Here is a 17257-nt window from a genome sequence, read left to right as displayed (position 1 = left end):
TCCCCGGGTTACGCGGATACCGAGATCCCAAAATCCCGGATGCATGGGGCGATGATCGCTTCATACTCTAACTACCACAGGACGAGGCGTTCATCGCCCCATGCCAGCCTGCTCCATCCCTCCGCGGCGCGAAAATCGCCGGCGGACACTTCGGCGTGCTGCAAATGCCGCCTTGTCAAACGCGGTGCCTTCCTATAAACGCGCCAGTGGGCCATCCCTTCCCAACGAGGGACGCCCATCTGTAAGGATGGAGCAACATGACAGATATTTCTGCCGCCACGCGCGTGGCGAAGCCGGATGTGCGTCCGGAAAACCCCAATTTCTCTTCAGGTCCTTGCGCGAAGCGTCCCGGGTGGACGATCGAGGCGCTGTCGGGCGCGCTGACCGGCCGGTCGCACCGCGCCAAGCCGGCCAAGGCACGCATCAAGCGCGCCATCGACCTCACCCGCGAATTGCTGGAAGTGCCGGAGGATTACCTCATCGGCATCGTCCCGGCCTCCGATACCGGCGCCGTGGAAATGGTGCTGTGGGGCATGCTGGGCGCCCGCGGGGTCGACATGCTGACCTGGGAATCGTTCGGGGCCGGCTGGGTCACCGACGTCCAGAAGCAGCTGAAGCTCGACGATGTGCGCGTGCTCAAGGCCGGATATGGCGAGTTGCCCGATCTCTCCCAGGTCGATTTCGCCCGCGATGTGGTCTTCACCTGGAACGGCACCACCTCGGGGGTGCGCGTCCCCGATGCCGAGTGGATTCCGGCCGACCGCGAGGGACTGACCATTTGCGACGCCACCTCCTCGGCCTTCGCCCAGGACATGGATTTCGCAAAGCTCGACGTGGTGACCTTCTCCTGGCAGAAGGCGCTGGGCGGGGAAGCGGCCCATGGCATCCTGATCCTCTCGCCGCGCGCCGTCGAGCGGCTGGAGACCTTCACCCCCGACCGGCCGCTGCCGAAGATCTTCCGCCTCACCAAGGGCGGCAAGCTGATGGCCGATATCTTCGAGGGCGCCACCATCAACACCGTGTCGATGCTCTGCGTCGAGGATGCGGTCGACGCCATGGAATGGGGCATGGAGATCGGCGGATTGAAGGCCATGCAGGCCCGCGCCGACGCCAATGCCAAGGCGGTTTCCGATTGGGTAGCCCGCACCGATTGGGTCGATTTCCTCGCCGCCGATCCGGCCGTGCGCTCCAACACCTCGGTGTGCCTGAAGATCGTCGATCCGGCGGTTGCGGCTCTTGATGACGACGCCCAGGCCAGGCTGGCCAAGGCCGTGGTCTCCCGCCTCGACAAGGAAGGCGTCGCCTACGATATCGGCGGCTATCGCGATGCGCCGACCGGCTTCCGCATCTGGTGCGGCTCGACGGTGGAGACCTCCGATCTCGAAAAGCTTGGGCCGTGGCTCGACTGGGCGTTTGCCGAGGAAAAGAAGGCCGCGCTGGCCTGATCTTTCGCGTGCGCGCCGGCTGGCGCGCCGCTTTTCCCACATTTGCAGATTTGATGGAGGGCGACATGCCCAAGGTACTCGTTTCGGACAAGATCAGCCCGGCGGCGATCGAGATTTTCAAGAACAACGGCGTCGAGGTGGACTATCTGCCCGATCTCGGCAAGGACAAGGACAAGCTGGCCGAGGTCATCGGGCAGTATGATGGCCTCGCCATCCGCTCGGCCACCAAGGTGACCGAAAAGATCCTCGAGCGGGCCGACAATCTCAAGGTGATCGGGCGGGCCGGCATCGGGGTCGACAATGTCGATATCCCGGCGGCCACCGCCAAGGGCGTCATCGTCATGAACACCCCGTTCGGCAATTCGATCACCACCGCCGAGCACGCCATTTCCATGATGCTGGCGCTGGCCCGGCAGATCCCGGAGGCCGATGCGTCGACGCGGGCCTCCAAATGGGAAAAGAACCGCTTCATGGGCGTCGAGGTCACCAACAAGGTTCTGGGGCTGATCGGCGCAGGCAATATCGGCTCGATCGTCGCCGACCGCGCCCAGGGCCTCAGGATGAAGGTGATCGCCTATGACCCGTTCCTCACGCCCGAGCGGGCCGTGGATCTGGGTGTCGAAAAGGTCGAGCTCGACGACCTCCTGGCCCGGGCCGATTTCATCACCCTGCACACGCCGCTGATCGATGCGACCCGCAACATCATCAACGCCGAAGCCTTCGCCAAGATGAAGGACGGGGTCCGCATCGTCAATTGCGCCCGTGGCGGGCTGATCGACGAGGCAGCGCTGAAAGAGGCGTTGGAATCGGGCAAGGTCGCCGGGGCGGCGCTCGACGTGTTCCTCGAGGAGCCGGCCAAGGACAACCCGCTGTTCGACATGCCCAACGTCATCTGCACCCCGCATCTGGGCGCGTCGACCACCGAGGCGCAGGAGAATGTCGCGCTGCAGGTGGCCGAGCAGATTTCGGCCTATCTCGTCTCGGGCGAGATCACCAATGCGCTCAACTTCCCCTCGATCTCGGCGGAAGAGGCCCCGCGCCTCACCCCCTTCGTCAAGCTGGCCGAGCATCTGGGCTCGTTCGCGGGGCAGCTCACCGAGACCGCCATCAAGGGCATCAGGATCGAGTTCGAAGGCGACGTCGCCGCGCTCAACACCCGCCCCATGGTGGCCGCGGCGCTCTATGGCGTGCTCACCCCGCTGCTGGGCGATGTGAACATGGTCTCGGCACCCACCCTCGCCAAGGAGCGCGGCATCGCGGTGGAGACCACCAATCGCGAGCAGGTCGGCGCCTATGACAACCTCATCCGGCTGACGGTGATCACCGAGCGGCAGGAACGCAGCGTCGCGGGCACGGTCTATGGCAGCAAGGCGCCGCGCATCGTCGAGGTCAAGGGCATCACGCTCGAGGCCGAGCTGACCCCCTCCATGCTCTACATCACCAATGAGGACAAGCCGGGCTTCATCGGGCGCCTGGGCACGCTGTTGGGCCAGCTCGACATCAATATCGCCAATTTCAACCTGGGCCGGGTCGAGCAGGGCAAGGATGCCATCGCGCTGGTCTCGATCGATGGCGAGTTGACCGATGACCGTCTGGCCCAGATTGCCGGGCTGGAAGGCGTGGTGCAGGCGAAAAAGCTCGGCTTCAACGTCTGACCGCATTGCCGACAAACGTGCAAGGGGCCGGTTCAACCGGCCCTTTTTGCCATCTAGAGTGTTTCCAGGATAAGTGGGCACCACTTATCCGGTTCGGAAACGCGACAAAACAATGACGTAGAGCGTCTGATCTGATTGAATCAGATCAGACGCTCTACGGCTGCGGCTTGAGGATATCGCGCAGATTGCGCCGGGCGGCATATTCGGCCAGCGCGATGCCGGCGATGATGAACAGCGCGGCAATGAAGTGGAAGGTTTCCACCCGCTCGCCCAGCATCAGCACGGCCAGCGCCGCCCCGAACACCGGAATGAGGTTGATGAACAGGCTGCCGCGATTGGGGCCGATCAGTTCCACGCCGCGGGCATAGGTCATCTGGGCGATGATCGAGGGGAACAGCACCACATAGGCCACCACCACCCAGCCGCGCCAGCTCATGGCGAGGACGTCCGAGATCAGTCCCGCCGGGCCGGACCCGAACAGGGCCTGATAGACGATGGAGGTGAGGGCAGCGAAAAAGCTCGTGGCGGCGATGAAGCTCATCCAGCCGATTTTCGGCTTGTAGCGCAGCACCAGCGAATGGATGGCGTACAGCAGGGCGGCGAGCAGCATCATGGCGTCGCCGAGATTGACGTCGAGGCCGAGGACGCGCAGCGGCGCGCCATGGGTCGCCACATGGATGATGCCGTAAATGGTCAGCGCCACGCCGATGATGTGCAGCGCCGAGGCCCGCACGCGGAAGGCGAGGAAATTGCCCACCATGACCAGCACCGGAATGGCGGCCTGGATCATGGCGATATTGACAGCGGCGGTGAAGGTGGTGGCGCCGTAGAGCAGCACGTTGAAGCTCACGAACCCCACCGCGCCATAAAAGGCGAGCCAGAAGGCGCCGCGCCGGATTTCGGCCCATTCGGCCCGGACCGAGGACCAGGCGAAGGGCAGGATGACGAGGAAGGCGAGCACCCAGCGCATGGCCGAAAGGCCGAGGGGATCGAGTTCGCCGATCGCATATTTGCCCGCAATGATGTTACCGCCCCAGAACAAAGCCGAAAGCGTGAGGAGCAGGATCGGTCGGTCGAGGAGCGAGGAGGAGGCTTTGCCGGCGCGCGTGGGGTGGTCAGTCTTTGTCATAACGGGCCTTGTGCTTTATAGAACCCGGACTTATCAGCGTTTTGCCCGCAACTGAATGGTAAACTAGAATGCGGGCTCTGGGTTGAAGCCTTTTGGAAATGACCGCGCGGCAGCGGACGCGCGGAAAGCGAGACAAGGATCGTTGGCGTAAATGGCGAATGTGGTTGTGGTCGGCTCCCAATGGGGCGACGAGGGCAAGGGCAAGATCGTTGACTGGCTGTCCGAGCGCGCCGATGTGGTCGTGCGCTATCAGGGCGGCCACAATGCCGGCCATACGCTCGTCATCGACGGGGTGAGCTACAAGCTGTCGCTGCTGCCCTCGGGCCTGGTGCGCGGCAAGTTCTCGGTGATCGGCAATGGCGTGGTGGTCGATCCGCATCACTTCGTCATGGAAGTGGACAAGATTGCCGGGCAGCGCATCTCGGTCACCCCCGAGGTGCTGCGCATTGCCGAGAACGCGCCGCTGATCCTGTCGCTGCACCGCGAGCTGGACGCGCTGCGCGAGGATTCCAATTCCGGGCTCAAGATCGGCACCACGCGCCGCGGCATCGGGCCGGCCTATGAGGACAAGGTGGGGCGCCGCGCCATCCGGGTGTGCGACCTGGCCGAGCCCGAGACGCTGATGGACAAGATCGAGCGGCTGCTGACCCATCACAATGCGCTGCGGCGCGGCATCGGCGCCGCCGAGATTTCCGCCCAGGCGATCCATGACGAGCTGATGGCGGTGGCCGACAAGATCCTGCCCTTCATGGACCGGGTGTGGGAACTGCTCGACGAGCGGCGGCGCAAGGGCGAGCGCATCCTGTTCGAGGGTGCGCAGGGCGCGCTGCTGGACAATGACCACGGCACCTATCCCTTCGTCACCTCCTCGAACACCGTGGCCGGACAGGCGGCGCCGGGGTCCGGGCTGGGGCCGGCGGCGGTCGATTACGTCCTGGGGATCACCAAGGCCTACACGACCCGGGTGGGCGAGGGGCCGTTCCCGACCGAGCAGGATAATGAAATCGGGCAGTTCCTTGGCGAAAAGGGGCACGAGTTCGGCGTGGTCACCGGGCGCAAGCGGCGCTGCGGCTGGTTCGACGCGGTGATCGTGCGCCAGACGGTCAGGACCTCGGGAATCCATGGGATCGCGCTCACCAAGCTCGACGTGCTGGACGGCATGGACGAGATCAAGGTCTGTGTCGGCTATGAGCTCGATGGGGAGCGGATCGACTATCTGCCCGCCTCAATGGGGGCACAAAGTCGAGTCAAGCCAATCTATGAGACGCTGGACGGCTGGAAAGAGACCACTGCGGGGGCGCGCAGCTGGGCCGAACTGCCGGCCCAGGCGATCAAATATGTCCGCCGTGTCGAGGAATTGATCGGGGCGACGGTGGCGCTGTTGTCCACCAGTCCGGAACGCGAAGACACGATTTTGGTGCAGGACCCGTTTCAAGATTGAATTTTCTTGTTAGAAACAATTTTGTCACAACGCCGGCAGAAACGATGTTGAGTAGATAATGGCCGACTATCGCGAACTCTTGCGCAAGGCGATCGACGCCCTGCCGGACAATACGGGTGCCAATCGCCGCGCAGTTTACGAGAAGGCGCGCACCGCCCTCGTGACGCAATTGCGGGCCATCGAGCCGCCCTTGCCGGCGCGCGAGATCACCACGCACCGGCTGGCGCTGGAGGACTGCATTCGCGAAGTCGAGCACGAGGCGACCGAGAGACTGCTCGGCCGCTTCCGCGCCGTGGAGGCAGAGGAGGCCGAGGAGCTCGTTCCGGAGCCCGAGGCTTCCGAAGTCGAAATCGAGCCCGAGATCGAGCCCGAGCCTGAACCGAAGCCGGACGTGGTGGAGGACGATTTTGTCGTCGCCGATGCCCCGCCCGACGATGACTTCCCCCAGGAGCCGGAACCGGACCTGCCGGAGGCGGCGGAAGACGCGCCGGCCGGGGAGGACGACCGGTTCGACGTGGAGGCGCCGTCCCGCGAACCCGAGCCCCCCGACGCACAGGGCGCCGAGGAGGGATGGGACGTCGAACCCCGGATGGGCGGCGAGCCCGAATTCGGCGACCATTTCGAAGATTTTTCCGAGGATCAGCCGGCCGAACCCGTCGAGCCGGTTTGGGACCCGAGCGGGGCGGACGCAGCGGCGGACGCCATCAATGCCGAGGCGCAGCGCCATGAGCAGCCCGAGCCGCAGGCGCCCGGCTATGGCGGCGGCTCGATCGAGGATATCATCGCCGCCGCCGAACTGGCTTCGGCCGGCGCCCGGCAGGAAGAGGTCGAGGCTTCCGAGGCCGACGCCCTGGAGACCGAAGACGAGCCGGCCCCGCGAGAAGAGGCCCGGGTCATTCCCTTCGCGACCCCGCATCGGGACGATCCCACCGCAGCGCCGGAAGAGCGGCATTTCCTCCTCAGCGAAGCCGAGATCGCGCCGGTGCATCGCTCTCCATTGGTCGATCTGCATGGCCGGCCCCTCAGCGTCAGCGCCCCGGACAGTGTGCCGGGCACCGCGATGTCGAGCGTGCGCGAGGTCGATGTCGAGCCGGACGTTCTTAAGCGCCCCGAGATTTCCGATGCCCAAGTGGCGATCGATCGGGCGATTGCCGCCCTCGATCGGGAAGCCCAGGGAAGTCCGGCCCAGGAGCGGTCGGACGAGGACGCGGCGCCCATCGCCTCGGACGCGGGCATGGAGCCCGAGGACGACGCCGAGGCGCGCGATGACAGGTCGGGCGGCGGTCCGGGGGCGCTCACCATCTTCCTTTTGATCTCGGTGCTGCTGCTGGTCGGTGGCGGCGCAGCGGGCTATTGGGCCTGGCAGCAGGGCTATATCGATCTCAACTCGGTGTTTGCTCAGGGCGACACGCCCCCGACCACCGAGGTGGCCGCGACCGATCTTCCCTCCGAAGCCACGCCGGCGGAAACCCCCGGGACGGTGCCGGCGCCTTCGGCGACCAACACCACGCCCGAGGTGCCGGTGGCGCCCGGCGAGGTCGATGGTTCGGCCCTTCCGGGGGGCGAGCCGGTGGCAACCGAGACCCCGGCCACCAATACCGGCCAACCGGAAGCGAGCTTCGAGGACCGGCTGCCGGCCGAAGCCGACGAGCCGCTCGATCCCGCCAATGGCGCGACCGAGCAGCCCGCCGTCGTGGCGCTCGGCCAGGGGCTGCAATCGCTGCTGCTCGAGGAGCAGCCCAGCGGCATGACCGGTGCCGTGCCCTATTCGGGCAGCGTGGAATGGTCGCGCGGCACCGATGAGCTGGGCAATCCCACCATCGTCGCCAATGCTTCGATCCCGGCCCGCAATCTCGATGTCGAGGTGCTGATCCGCCGCAATGGCGACGCCAATCTGCCGGCCAGCCATCTGATGGAGGTCAAGTTCGACGTCGCCGAGAGCTTTATCGGCGGATCGATCGCCAATCTGCCGGGGGTGCTGCTCAAGGATGAGGAACTGGTGCAGGGCCAGCCCCTGACCGGCGCCTCGGCGCGGATCGTGGGCAATTCGTTCCTGTTTGCGCTGTCGAGCGCCAGCGAGATCGATGTGCAGAACAATATCGGTCTTTTGACCGATCGCGGCTGGATGGACCTCGCCATGGTCTATGGCACCGGACGCCGGGCCATCATGACGCTGGAAAAGGGCGAGGAAGGCAGCGAGATCTTCAACGACGTGCTGGACGCCTGGGCGGCGCTCGATGCCGCCGCGAACGGGAGCGACGCCGCCGACAGCCCCGGCGCCTGAGGCGCCAATTCCCCCTTATCGCGGCCGCGTCACTTCGGTGGTGCGGCCGTTTTTTATGCGGTAATGGCGCTGGGCCAGGGCGGCGATGTCGCTGGACTGGTGCGAGACCAGGATGGCATGCCATCCCCATTCGACGATCAGCCGGGCAATCGTCTCGCGGATGGGCCCCGCCGTTTCCTCGTCGAGCCCGCTAAAGGGCTCGTCGAGCAGCAGGACGGGGCGGTTGCGCAGCAGCGTGCGGGCCAGCGCTACGCGCTGGCGCTGCCCGCCCGAGAGATTGGCGGCCCGCCGGTTCGCGAGGCCGGAAAGGCCCATGCGTTCGAGCGCGTCGCGCACCCTCTGGTCGGTGGGCGCAACCCGGTTGCCCAGACCCAGCGCCACATTGGCCCCGGCTGAAAGATGCTCGAAGACATTGTCGGACTGAAAGAGGATCGAGACCGGCCGGCTTTCGGGCGGCAGCGGCAGGATGGAGCGTTCGTCGAGCCGGATGTCGCCCGATTGGGGGGTGAGAAAGCCGGCGATGAGATCGAACAGGGTGGATTTGCCCGATCCCGATGCGCCTTCGAGGCTGACGCATTCACCGGGGGCGACGGTGAGGTCGAAGGCAAAATCCATTTCGCCCTGGGGATAGCGGAAGGCGAGGCCGGAAATCTCAAGCATGGGTGAGCTTTTCGAACAGTTTGGGAATGCCGACAAAGGCGGTGACGCTGAGGATGAGCAGCACGGCCGCGATGGCTTCGGCGTCATTGGTGCGATAGGCACCGAAGGCCCGGTACATCATCCAGGGCAGGGTTGAGAATTCCGAGGTGCCGAACAGCGAGATGACCCCGAGATCGCCGAGGGAAAAGACGAAGGCGACGGCGAGGGCATAGCCCAGCGGCTGGCCCAGCAGCGGCCATTCGATGCGCCGCCATTGGGTGAGCGAGCTCAGCCCGAGGGCGCGGATCAGCCGGGCGTGGCGATTGAGCAGCGCTTCGAGAGGGGGCGCGAGGGCGGCGAACACGAAGGGCAGGGCGAGGAGCGCGTTGGCGATGACCAGCACCACCGGGGCCGCCATGGCAGTCGGGATGCCCAGGAACCGCGCCAATAGAAAAAAACCCAGCGAGAGCACCACGGCGGGCACGGCGAGATAGGTGAAGACCGGCAGGCCGAGGGCGGCGCGGGCCGGGCGATTGCCGGCCATCATGGCGCGGGCCATGGCCAGTCCGAGGGCCAGGGCGAGCGCCAGCAGCGCCGACAGCGTGCCGATGGCAAGGCTGGTTCCCGTGGCGCGCCAGAAGGCCGGCTGGCTCAGAAGCGAGCCCATGGCCGGGCCGAGGCCGCGCATGAGGACGACGGCGAGGGGCGCGATGAAGCCGATGAGCAGCAGGGCGAGGAGACCGGCCTGCATCAGGCTCACGGCGCGGCGCTCCGGCCAGACGATCTGCGTCCGGCGCCCGAACAGGGTGGCGGCCGGGGAGAGCGTCGTCGCGGGGATGATGATGGCGGCGCAGACCAGCAATTGCACCAGCGCCAGCTTGACCGCGGCGCCGAGATCGAAATCGAGGCGCACGGACTGGTAGATGGCGACCTCCAGCGTCTGGTTGGCCGGTCCTCCGCCCAGCGTGAGAACGATGGGAAAGCTGGTGAAGCACAGAAGGAAAATCGTCGCGGCGAGGCCGGGGATCGAGCTGGCGAGGGCCGGGGCGTCGATGACGGCGAAGCGGCGCCCGGCCGAGAGGCCGAGGCTGCGGCCCAGCTTGAGCTTTTCGGGAGGGATGGCGGCGAGCCGGTCGATGAAGATGCGGCCGGCAAAGGCGCCGTTGAGGATGACATGGGCCGCGATTATGCCCCCGAGCCCGAAGATCGATCCACCGGTCGATTGGCCGAAAAGGCCCAGCACCGCATTGGCCCAGCCATTGCGGCCCCAGATGCCCACAAGTCCGGAGACGACCACCAGGGCCGGCAGGACCAGCGCGGTGGAAAGCAGGCCGATGACCAGCGCGCGGCCCGGAAAGCGTAGGCGGTCGATGGTCCAGGCGATGGCGATGCCGGTCGCGATGGAGAGGACGGTCGAAATCCCCGCCTGTATGGCCGACATGCGGACCAGATGCCCGATATCGGCGACGTTGGACCCGGTGGTGGGGAAGCGCTGTCCCGCGATCCACAGGGTGGCGAGCAGGGACACGATCAGCACCGCGATCGCCAGCGCAATCGCAATGCCGGTGAGAAGGCGGCCGGGCCGCCAGGCAAGAAGGGACCCGGCCGTCATCGCTATTGCAGGGCCGCGAAGGCTTCGTCGATCCAGGCGCGGGTATTGGCCGTCACCGCCTCGGCATCGAGCAGCAAGGCCGGCTGGGGATCGATCATGGCGTCGAAGCCGGGGTTGAGCCCGCCTTCGGGCTCGGTCACCGGATACATCCAGTTGGTTTCCGGGATCACCGCCTGGGCTTGGGGAGAAACCAGATAGGCGAGGAATTCGCGGGCCAGTTCCTGGTCGGGGCTGGCGGCGAGGATGCCGGCCACCTCGATCTGGGTATAGTGGCCCTGGGTGAACTTGGCGGCCTGATAGCGGTCCTCGTCCTCGGCGATGACGTGATAGGCGGGCGAGGTGGTGTAGGAGAGCACCATATCGGCCTCGCCGGACAGGAACAGATCGTAGGATTCGGACCAGCCGGAGGTGACGGTGAGGACGTGGGGCGCCAGCCCCTGCCAGATGTCGCTGGCCCCGTCGCCATAAAGGGCCTTGATCCAGAGGATAAGGCCGAGGCCGGGCGTCGAGGAGCGCGGGTCCTGGATCACCACCTTGAAATCGTCGGGAAGAGCGATCAGGTCCTCGAAGCTCGCCGGCGGGGTGGCGAGGGTTTCGGTGTCATAGACGAAGGCGAAATAGCCGTAGTCGAAGGGGACGAAGACCTCATCGGTCCAATCGAGCGGGATGTCGAACGCGGGGAGGTCGAGGCCATGCTCGACGAACAGCCCCGTCGCCATGCCCTCGCCGATGGTCGCGGTATCCAGCCCCAGCACGATATCGGCCCGGGTGGTTTCCGCTTCGAGCTGGACGCGCCGCAGGGCGGAGATGGAATCCTCGGCGGAGACGAAATCCAGCGTGCAGCCGCATTGCGCCTCGAAGCCCTCCTTGAGGGCCGGCCCGGGGCCCCAATCGGCCGCGAAGGCGTCATAGGTATAGACGGTGAGGGTGGGGGTATCCTGCGCGATGGCCGGAAGCGCGAGCGCTCCTAGGGCTGCCGCATACAGGCTCGTTCTGATCACACGGACCATTCGGGTTCGTCCTTTCATCGGCCGCACGGGCATGACCCATGCGGCAAGCCAATCGTTGCGGTCAGTGTTGGACGAGGGGGAAAGAGGCTATGGCAGGGCGGACGTCAATGGGCCTTGCCATCTCGTACTTCCTCCGCCAGCATGACCTGGTTCAGGTTCCATGGGTATTTCTCAGCCCCTTCGATTCGAAGAGGCACCCCAGCGAGACAAGGCGACACTATAGAGGTGCAGGTTTCAGTGCAAGGGGCCCGAACGCCGACCCACCGCTCGTTGCGGTTCGACGGTCCGCTGCTCGTGGTGGGCGGCGGGCGCGTGGAGCGCGATCTGCTGCTGGCCCTTGCGCCGCGATGCGCGGGTCTTGTCGGTGCCGATATCGGGGGCGAAGTGCTGCTCGATGCCGGGCTGGCGCCCGATGCGGTGATCGGGGATATGGATTCGGTGGCCGATCCGGGCCGGTTTCCCGCGCAGACCGAGGTGATCGCGCTGGCCGAGCAGGACACCACCGATTTCGAGAAATGCCTCTATTCGACCCAGGCGCCCATCACCCTGGCCATCGGCATGACCGGAGGGCGGCTCGATCATACGCTGGCGGCGCTGCACGCGGTCGCCCGCCATGCGCATCGACGGCGCATCGTTCTCATCGACGAGCACGATCTGGCGCTGGGGGTTTCCGGTTCGATGGCGCTGGCCGTCGGGACGGGGGCGCGGGTTTCCATCTATCCGCTTGGCCGCACGGAGTTTGCGGGATCGAAGGGGCTGCTCTATCCCCTCGACGGTCTGGTCATGGAGCAGGGCAAGGCGATCGGCACCTCGAACGCGGCCGTCGCCGACACGATCGAGATCACGGTTGCCCCGGGCCCCCAGGGCCCGTGGCTGCTGATCCTTGATCGGGGATTGATCGACGCGATCCTATAGAAGCGGCGCGATCGGCAGGGGAGCGGCGAGAACCTTGTCCACGCGCCGGCCGTCCATGTCGACCACCTCGAAGCGCCATCCCTCGTGTTCGAGCACTTCGCCAGTGGCGGGGATGTGCTGCATGTGGTCGATGATGAAGCCGGCCAGGGTCTGATAGTCGCGCTTTTCCGGCAGGTCGAGGCCGAGCCGGTCGGCGAGTTCGTCCGCCGTGAGGCTGCCGGCCAGCAGCCAGGAGCCGTCCTCGCGCCTCACCGCCTCGTCGTCCTCATTGTCGTCGAGATCGGATTTGAACACGCCGGCAATGGCTTCGAGAATATCGGCGGGGGTGACGATCCCCTCGAAATGCCCGTATTCGTCGAGCACCAGGGCCAGGGGAAAATCGGCCTGGCGCAGCGTATCGAGCACGTCGAGCGCGCCCATGGTGTCGGGCACCACCTGCGGCGTACGCAGGAGCCGCTTCAGCGCGCGGTGGTCCTTGGGCTGGGCGGCGAAATATTCCCGCATCACCAGGACGCCGATGATGTTGTCGGAATCTTCGCTGGCGATGGGCACGCGCGAGTGGCGCGCCTTGTTCAACTGGGCCTGCAGCACCGTGAAATCCTCGTCGAACATCATCAATTCGACATCGGTGCGCGGGGTCATGACCGACCGGGCCCGCCGGTCCGACAGGCGGAGTACGCCGGCGATCATGCGCTTTTCGTCGCGTTCGATCACCCCGGTTTCGGCGGCCTGGGCGACCATGGACTTGATTTCCTCCTCGGTCACCGTGTCTTCATTGGTCTCGCTCATGCCCAATATGCGGAAGATCAGCCGCGTCGACGCATCGAGCAGCCAGACGACGGGGGCTGCGATGCGCGAGAGGGTGGCCATGGGAGAGGCGACGAGACACGCGATGGCCTCGGCATTGCGCAGGGCGAATTGCTTGGGCACCAGTTCGCCGATCACGACCTGCAGATAGGTGATGATGGCCACGACGCCGCCATAGCCCAGCGCGGACGATGCGGTCTCCGGCAGGCCGGCCGCGTAGAGCGCCTCGGCGAGCGAACCGCCGAGGGTGGCGCCGGAAAAGGCGCCGGCCACGATGCCGATAAGGGTAATGCCGACCTGTACGGTCGAAAGGAAGCGGCCAGGCTGCTCTGCAAGAGCAAGGGCGGCGGAGGCTCCGCGCTGGCCACGCTCGGACATGGAACGCAAGAGTGGCTTGCTGGCCGAGACGACGGCGAGTTCGGACATGGCGAACACGCCGTTGAGCAGGATCAGACCTGCGACGATAGCTATTTCTATCATGTGGGACAGATCGGCCCGGGGGCGATCCGATTTCATCTTTCAGTCAGTTTCGGGAGCGCACACAATGGTTCGCGCGCGCCCCGTCGTCAATGCACTGCTTGCGCGCGGGCGGCTTCTTTGACCGCATCCTGCACCTTTTCGAAGGCTCTTACCTCGATCTGGCGGATACGTTCGCGCGAAACGTCGTATTCCTGCGCCAGTTCCTCGAGGGTGGAGGGGCTTTCCTGCAGCCGCCGAGCCTTGAAGATGGCCCGCTCGCGATCGTTGAGCACTTCCATGGCGCCTTCGAGCAGCCCCATGCGTTCGTCGAACTCCTGGCTCTCGCCCAGCACTTCTTCCTGGTCGGGTGCTTCATCGACGAGCCAGTCCTGCCACTGGCTGGTGCCCTCGTCGGCGCGCATGGGCGCGTTGAGCGAGGCATCGCCGGTGAGGCGCTGGTTCATGGACACCACATCGTCCTCGCTGACCTTGAGCGTGGTCGCGATCTGCTTGATCTGGTCGGGATGGAGGTTCCCGTCATCGAGTGCAGCGATCTGGCCCTTCAAGCGCCGGAGATTGAAGAACAGGCGCTTCTGGGCGGCGGTGGTGCCGATCTTGACCAGCGACCAGGAGCGCAGGACATATTCCTGGATCGAGGCCCTGATCCACCACATGGCATAGGTCGCTAGACGGAAGCCCTTGTCGGGCTCGAAGCGTTTGACCGCCTGCATCAGGCCGACATTGCCTTCCGAGATCACCTCGGAAATCGGCAGGCCATAGCCGCGATAGCCCATGGCGATCTTGGCGACGAGGCGCAGATGCGAGGTGATCAGCTTCTGGGCGGCTTCGGGATCGGAATGCTCCTTGTAGCGCTTGGCGAGCATGAATTCCTCGTCAGCGTGGAGCATGGGAAACTTGCGAATTTCCTGAAGATAGCGATTGAGCCCGTTCTCCGAGCTAAGGACAGGAAGATTGGTCTGGGCCATTGTCAGCACCCCCTTTATCAGCCCCCGGTATCCCCGGCGAGCGTTTGCCGCATCGACGCCCATTGCGGCACGTGTGCGGACTATGTTGGAGTGAATATAGGTTTCAATTCGGCGATTACATCCCCGGCTCGCGAATTTCTGATATCCGCGGAGTGCATGGGTCGGCGCCGAAGTCTCTTGGCTCGAACGTGGCCGCAGCCAATTGGTTGCATGGAGCGTGCGCAGATGGTATCGGGCTCATTGTCACAGGGGTGCTCCGATTGCCGGGGCTGAGATGCGGATTGGCCGCGAACCCTCAAGCTGATCTGGATAATACCAGCGGAGCGAGATGGCTTTCTCGATAGGGCCTTGCCGTAGACACATATGCGTGATGGAGGACCGCGCCCAGCGCGCGGCGTCCATTGGCGCATGCGATCGCGGGGCCGGTGCTGAGTATCCGGGCGGGTGGCGAACCCTACTCATGCACAGGTGAAGATCATGCGATTTACCCCCCTTCTGTCCCTTGGACTGCTTCTGGCAACCCTGCCGGCAAATGCCGCCGAGCCGGTCAGCGTGGTGCCGGACTGGACGCCCAATACCAATTTCGTCGGCATCTATGTCGCCGAAGTGTTGGGGTTTTACGAGCAGGCCGGTCTCGAGGTCGAGATCGTTCCGCTCGGCAGCGCGGCCGATATGGGCATTTATGGCGTCCTCGATTTCTATACGCTCAAGGCGGCGGGGCTCGATGCGGTGGGCGTTTACGCGGTGATCCAGACCGAGACAGGGCGGCTGGCCTATGACGCCGACCGGGCCTCCCGGCCGGCCGATCTGGCCGATGGGGTGTATGGCGGGTTCGGAACGCGCTGGGAGCAGGCAATCATCGATACCATGATTGCCCATGACGGCGGCGTGCCGGCTTATGAAACCCGGACGCTGGACAGCTCGGTTTATGACGCGTTGCGGGCCGGGGAGATCGACTTCACGCTCGAGGTGCTGACCTGGCAAGGGGTCGAGAACCAATTGGCGGGCAACGATATTTCAGGCTTCGCCTATGCCGATTACGGGGTGCCGGACCAGCACACGATCATCCTCGGCGCCTCTGCGGATTTCCTCGACGAACGGCCGGAGGTCGCGGCGGCGTTCATCGCGGCGACGCAGGAGGGATATGCCTATGCGGTGGCCAATCCGGCGGAGGCGGCGCGCATCCTCGTCGAGACCGTTCCGGAGCTGGCAGGAGAGGCGGAACTGGTCGAAGCCTCCATGGCGCTGATGGTCGAGGGCAACTACCTCGCCCGCAGCGATGGCACGGTCGGGGTCTTCGACGAGGCGATGATGCTGGAGCTGGGAGACTTCCTGTTCGAGGCCGGCGCGCTGGTCGATGCCGAGGGCAAGGCGCTGTCGCAACATCCTGATTTCTCGACCTATTTTACCAACAGGTTCGTGCAGTAGGGGGTCAGGCCCGCTCCCCTGCCAGGGCCTCGGCGAGGGCCGCCATGTCGGGGGGCAGGGGGCTCTCGAAACGCATGTGCTCGCCGGTCACCGGATGGGCAAAGCCCAGGACGGCGGCGTGCAGGGCCTGACGGCCGAGGGCGGAAAGAGCGGTCGCCACCGCGTCTGGGACGGTGTTGATCTTGGTCGCGTAGCCGGCCCCATAGAGCGCATCTTCGAGCAATGGGTGGCCAATATTGGCCATGTGCACACGTATTTGGTGTGTTCGTCCGGTTTGAAGTTCGCACCGCACCTGCGCCACCTCCCACCTGTCGCCCTTGAAGCGGTCCTCGACCCGATAATGGGTGATGGCCTCGCGGCCGTCGCGGGCCAGAACCGATTGCCTGAGCCGATTGTGCGGATCGCGGCCGAGCAGGGTCTCGATGGTGCCGACCAGCGGATTGGGAATACCCCAGACGAAGGCCGTATAGGCGCGCTCGAGCGGACCGGTGCGGCCATGATCGGCGAACTGGGCGGAGAGGCCGGCATGGGCGATGTCGGTCTTGGCGGCGACCATGACGCCGGAGGTCTCCTTGTCGAGCCGGTGGACGATACCGGGCCGCCTGACGCCACCAATGCCGCGCAGGCTTTCGCCGCAATGATGGATCAGCGCATTGACGAGGGTGCCATCTGGATTGCCGGGGGCGGGATGGACGACCATGCCGGCGGGCTTGTCGATGACGATCAGCGCGTCGTCCTCGTAAAGGATGTCGAGCGGGATGGCCTGCGGTTGCGGTTCGGCCTCAACGGGCTCCGGTGCGGCGAGGGTGATGGACTCTCCCGCCTTGACGCGATATTTGGGCACATCATTGGCCGCCCCATCGACGCTGACCGCGCCGGCGAGGATCAAATCCTTGATCCGGTTGCGCGAAAAGACCGGAAACCGGGCGGCCAGAAACGCATCCAGCCGCGTTCCCGCCTCGGCGTCGAGGACGGTGGCGTCGTGTCTGTCTTCCTGGAGCCGATTGCCGGACAATGACCAAACCTCAACAAGCCGATTTCGAAGATGACCAGCCGCTCAGCCCCGAGGCCGAAGCCGTGATGGCCAAGGTCCGCCGCCGCGCAGGCCTGTCCATGCTGCTCATGCTGGCGGGCTTTATGGCCATTGTGCTCGTGGTTGTCTATCGGCTTGCCACCATGAGCAGCGATGCAGCAGCAGGCTATGGCTTGGAGGCCATCGCCCTGCCGGCCGGCGCGCAGATTGTTTCCGCCCAGGTGCAGGACGGGCGGGTCACGGTCACCTATGCGGGCGAGGCCGGTCAGGCGATCCGCATCTTCGACGGGGAAACCGGCGAGATGCTGCGCGAGATCGCCGTGGTGGCGGAATAGAGCAATTCCTGATCTGATGGCAATCAGATCGGGCGCTCTACGTCTTTGTTTGGTCGCGCTTCCGAACCGCAAAAGTGGT

The 17257-nt window shown here is 65.3% G+C and carries 14 protein-coding genes and 2 riboswitches; of the genes, 7 read left to right on the top strand and 7 right to left on the bottom strand.

Features of this window, described 5'->3' with window-relative positions; genetic code table 11:
• Positions 1 to 257 precede the first annotated feature (257 nt).
• Both DVH29_RS12610 and serA read left to right on the top strand, forming a co-directional pair.
• Complete coding sequence (locus DVH29_RS12610; protein WP_114646536.1) at positions 258 to 1445, top strand: phosphoserine transaminase; 1188 nt, start codon at positions 258 to 260, stop codon at positions 1443 to 1445.
• Between the two features lie 65 nt (positions 1446 to 1510).
• On the top strand, positions 1511 to 3100 hold the full coding sequence (gene serA, locus DVH29_RS12605; RefSeq protein WP_114646544.1) for a phosphoglycerate dehydrogenase: 1590 nt from the start codon (positions 1511 to 1513) through the stop codon (positions 3098 to 3100).
• Positions 3101 to 3254: 154 nt separating this feature from the next.
• Here the strand turns inward: serA and DVH29_RS12600 are convergent, their stop codons facing one another.
• Positions 3255 to 4229, bottom strand: a complete 975-nt coding sequence (locus tag DVH29_RS12600; RefSeq protein WP_114646535.1) for a DMT family transporter — start codon at positions 4227 to 4229, stop codon at positions 3255 to 3257.
• Positions 4230 to 4380: 151 nt separating this feature from the next.
• Between DVH29_RS12600 and DVH29_RS12595 the strand changes: the two genes are divergently transcribed.
• Together DVH29_RS12595 and DVH29_RS12590 are read left to right on the top strand one after the other, a co-directional pair.
• A complete protein-coding gene (locus tag DVH29_RS12595) occupies positions 4381 to 5670 on the top strand; it encodes an adenylosuccinate synthase (RefSeq protein ID WP_114646534.1) in 1290 nt (429 codons plus the stop codon).
• A 58-nt stretch (positions 5671 to 5728) separates the two neighbouring features.
• A complete protein-coding gene (locus tag DVH29_RS12590; protein WP_114646533.1) occupies positions 5729 to 7954 on the top strand; it encodes a hypothetical protein in 2226 nt (741 codons plus the stop codon).
• Positions 7955 to 7969: 15 nt separating this feature from the next.
• Here DVH29_RS12590 and DVH29_RS12585 read toward each other — a convergent pair whose 3' ends face one another.
• Genes DVH29_RS12585 through thiB form a run of 3 tightly spaced genes read right to left on the bottom strand, consistent with a single transcriptional unit; the run spans position 7970 to position 11215 of the window.
• A complete protein-coding gene (locus DVH29_RS12585; RefSeq protein WP_158541662.1) occupies positions 7970 to 8614 on the bottom strand; it encodes an ATP-binding cassette domain-containing protein in 645 nt (214 codons plus the stop codon).
• Positions 8607 to 10205 (bottom strand): ABC transporter permease family protein, encoded by a 1599-nt coding sequence (locus DVH29_RS12580; RefSeq protein WP_114646531.1) that lies wholly within the window; start codon positions 10203 to 10205, stop codon positions 8607 to 8609. The genes DVH29_RS12585 and DVH29_RS12580 overlap by 8 nt, the downstream gene beginning before the upstream one ends.
• Before the next feature lie 2 nt (positions 10206 to 10207).
• On the bottom strand, positions 10208 to 11215 hold the full coding sequence (thiB, locus tag DVH29_RS12575; RefSeq protein ID WP_245944975.1) for a thiamine ABC transporter substrate binding subunit: 1008 nt from the start codon (positions 11213 to 11215) through the stop codon (positions 10208 to 10210).
• 109 nt (positions 11216 to 11324) lie between these two features.
• Positions 11325 to 11426: riboswitch (TPP riboswitch) on the bottom strand.
• 14 nt (positions 11427 to 11440) lie between these two features.
• Between thiB and DVH29_RS12570 the strand changes: the two genes are divergently transcribed.
• Positions 11441 to 12130, top strand: a complete 690-nt coding sequence (locus tag DVH29_RS12570) for a thiamine diphosphokinase (protein WP_158541661.1) — start codon at positions 11441 to 11443, stop codon at positions 12128 to 12130.
• Here DVH29_RS12570 and DVH29_RS12565 read toward each other — a convergent pair.
• Positions 12125 to 13417, bottom strand: a complete 1293-nt coding sequence (locus DVH29_RS12565) for a hemolysin family protein (RefSeq protein WP_114646542.1) — start codon at positions 13415 to 13417, stop codon at positions 12125 to 12127. The two genes, DVH29_RS12570 and DVH29_RS12565, sit on opposite strands and share 6 nt — an antisense overlap.
• An 86-nt stretch (positions 13418 to 13503) precedes the next feature.
• Positions 13504 to 14382, bottom strand: a complete 879-nt coding sequence (rpoH, locus tag DVH29_RS12560; protein WP_114646541.1) for an RNA polymerase sigma factor RpoH — start codon at positions 14380 to 14382, stop codon at positions 13504 to 13506.
• Between the two features lie 237 nt (positions 14383 to 14619).
• Positions 14620 to 14726: riboswitch (TPP riboswitch) on the top strand.
• 133 nt (positions 14727 to 14859) lie between these two features.
• On the opposite strand from rpoH, the gene DVH29_RS12555 reads away from it, so the two are divergent.
• On the top strand, positions 14860 to 15810 hold the full coding sequence (locus tag DVH29_RS12555; protein ID WP_147276086.1) for an ABC transporter substrate-binding protein: 951 nt from the start codon (positions 14860 to 14862) through the stop codon (positions 15808 to 15810).
• Positions 15811 to 15814: 4 nt separating this feature from the next.
• Here DVH29_RS12555 and DVH29_RS12550 read toward each other — a convergent pair whose 3' ends face one another.
• Complete coding sequence (locus tag DVH29_RS12550) at positions 15815 to 16825, bottom strand: RluA family pseudouridine synthase (protein WP_114646528.1); 1011 nt, start codon at positions 16823 to 16825, stop codon at positions 15815 to 15817.
• Here DVH29_RS12550 and DVH29_RS12545 point away from each other — a divergent pair.
• Positions 16825 to 17178, top strand: a complete 354-nt coding sequence (locus DVH29_RS12545) for a DUF6476 family protein (RefSeq protein WP_114646527.1) — start codon at positions 16825 to 16827, stop codon at positions 17176 to 17178. The two genes, DVH29_RS12550 and DVH29_RS12545, sit on opposite strands and share 1 nt — an antisense overlap.
• The last annotated feature ends 79 nt before the right edge of the window (positions 17179 to 17257 follow it).

It is taken from the genome of Pelagibacterium lacus (assembly GCF_003345525.1).
GTDB classification, from domain to species: Bacteria; Pseudomonadota; Alphaproteobacteria; order Rhizobiales; family Devosiaceae; genus Pelagibacterium; species Pelagibacterium lacus.
The sequence above is the reverse complement of the archived record's forward strand: the minus strand, read 5'-3'. Positions and strand labels throughout refer to the sequence as shown.

What these genes read in the sequence shown, in the direction of transcription:
- DVH29_RS12610 (WP_114646536.1), top strand. Translation starts at nt 258, where the DNA reads ATGACAGATATTTCTGCCGCCACGCGCGTGGCGAAGCCGGATGTGCGT.
- serA (WP_114646544.1), top strand. Translation starts at nt 1,511, where the DNA reads ATGCCCAAGGTACTCGTTTCGGACAAGATCAGCCCGGCGGCGATCGAG.
- DVH29_RS12600 (WP_114646535.1), bottom strand. Translation starts at nt 4,229, where the DNA reads ATGACAAAGACTGACCACCCCACGCGCGCCGGCAAAGCCTCCTCCTCG.
- DVH29_RS12595 (WP_114646534.1), top strand. Translation starts at nt 4,381, where the DNA reads ATGGCGAATGTGGTTGTGGTCGGCTCCCAATGGGGCGACGAGGGCAAG.
- DVH29_RS12590 (WP_114646533.1), top strand. Translation starts at nt 5,729, where the DNA reads ATGGCCGACTATCGCGAACTCTTGCGCAAGGCGATCGACGCCCTGCCG.
- DVH29_RS12585 (WP_158541662.1), bottom strand. Translation starts at nt 8,614, where the DNA reads ATGCTTGAGATTTCCGGCCTCGCCTTCCGCTATCCCCAGGGCGAAATG.
- DVH29_RS12580 (WP_114646531.1), bottom strand. Translation starts at nt 10,205, where the DNA reads ATGACGGCCGGGTCCCTTCTTGCCTGGCGGCCCGGCCGCCTTCTCACC.
- thiB (WP_245944975.1), bottom strand. Translation starts at nt 11,215, where the DNA reads ATGGTCCGTGTGATCAGAACGAGCCTGTATGCGGCAGCCCTAGGAGCG.
- DVH29_RS12565 (WP_114646542.1), bottom strand. Translation starts at nt 13,417, where the DNA reads ATGATAGAAATAGCTATCGTCGCAGGTCTGATCCTGCTCAACGGCGTG.
- rpoH (WP_114646541.1), bottom strand. Translation starts at nt 14,382, where the DNA reads ATGGCCCAGACCAATCTTCCTGTCCTTAGCTCGGAGAACGGGCTCAAT.
- DVH29_RS12555 (WP_147276086.1), top strand. Translation starts at nt 14,860, where the DNA reads ATGCGATTTACCCCCCTTCTGTCCCTTGGACTGCTTCTGGCAACCCTG.
- DVH29_RS12545 (WP_114646527.1), top strand. Translation starts at nt 16,825, where the DNA reads ATGACCAAACCTCAACAAGCCGATTTCGAAGATGACCAGCCGCTCAGC.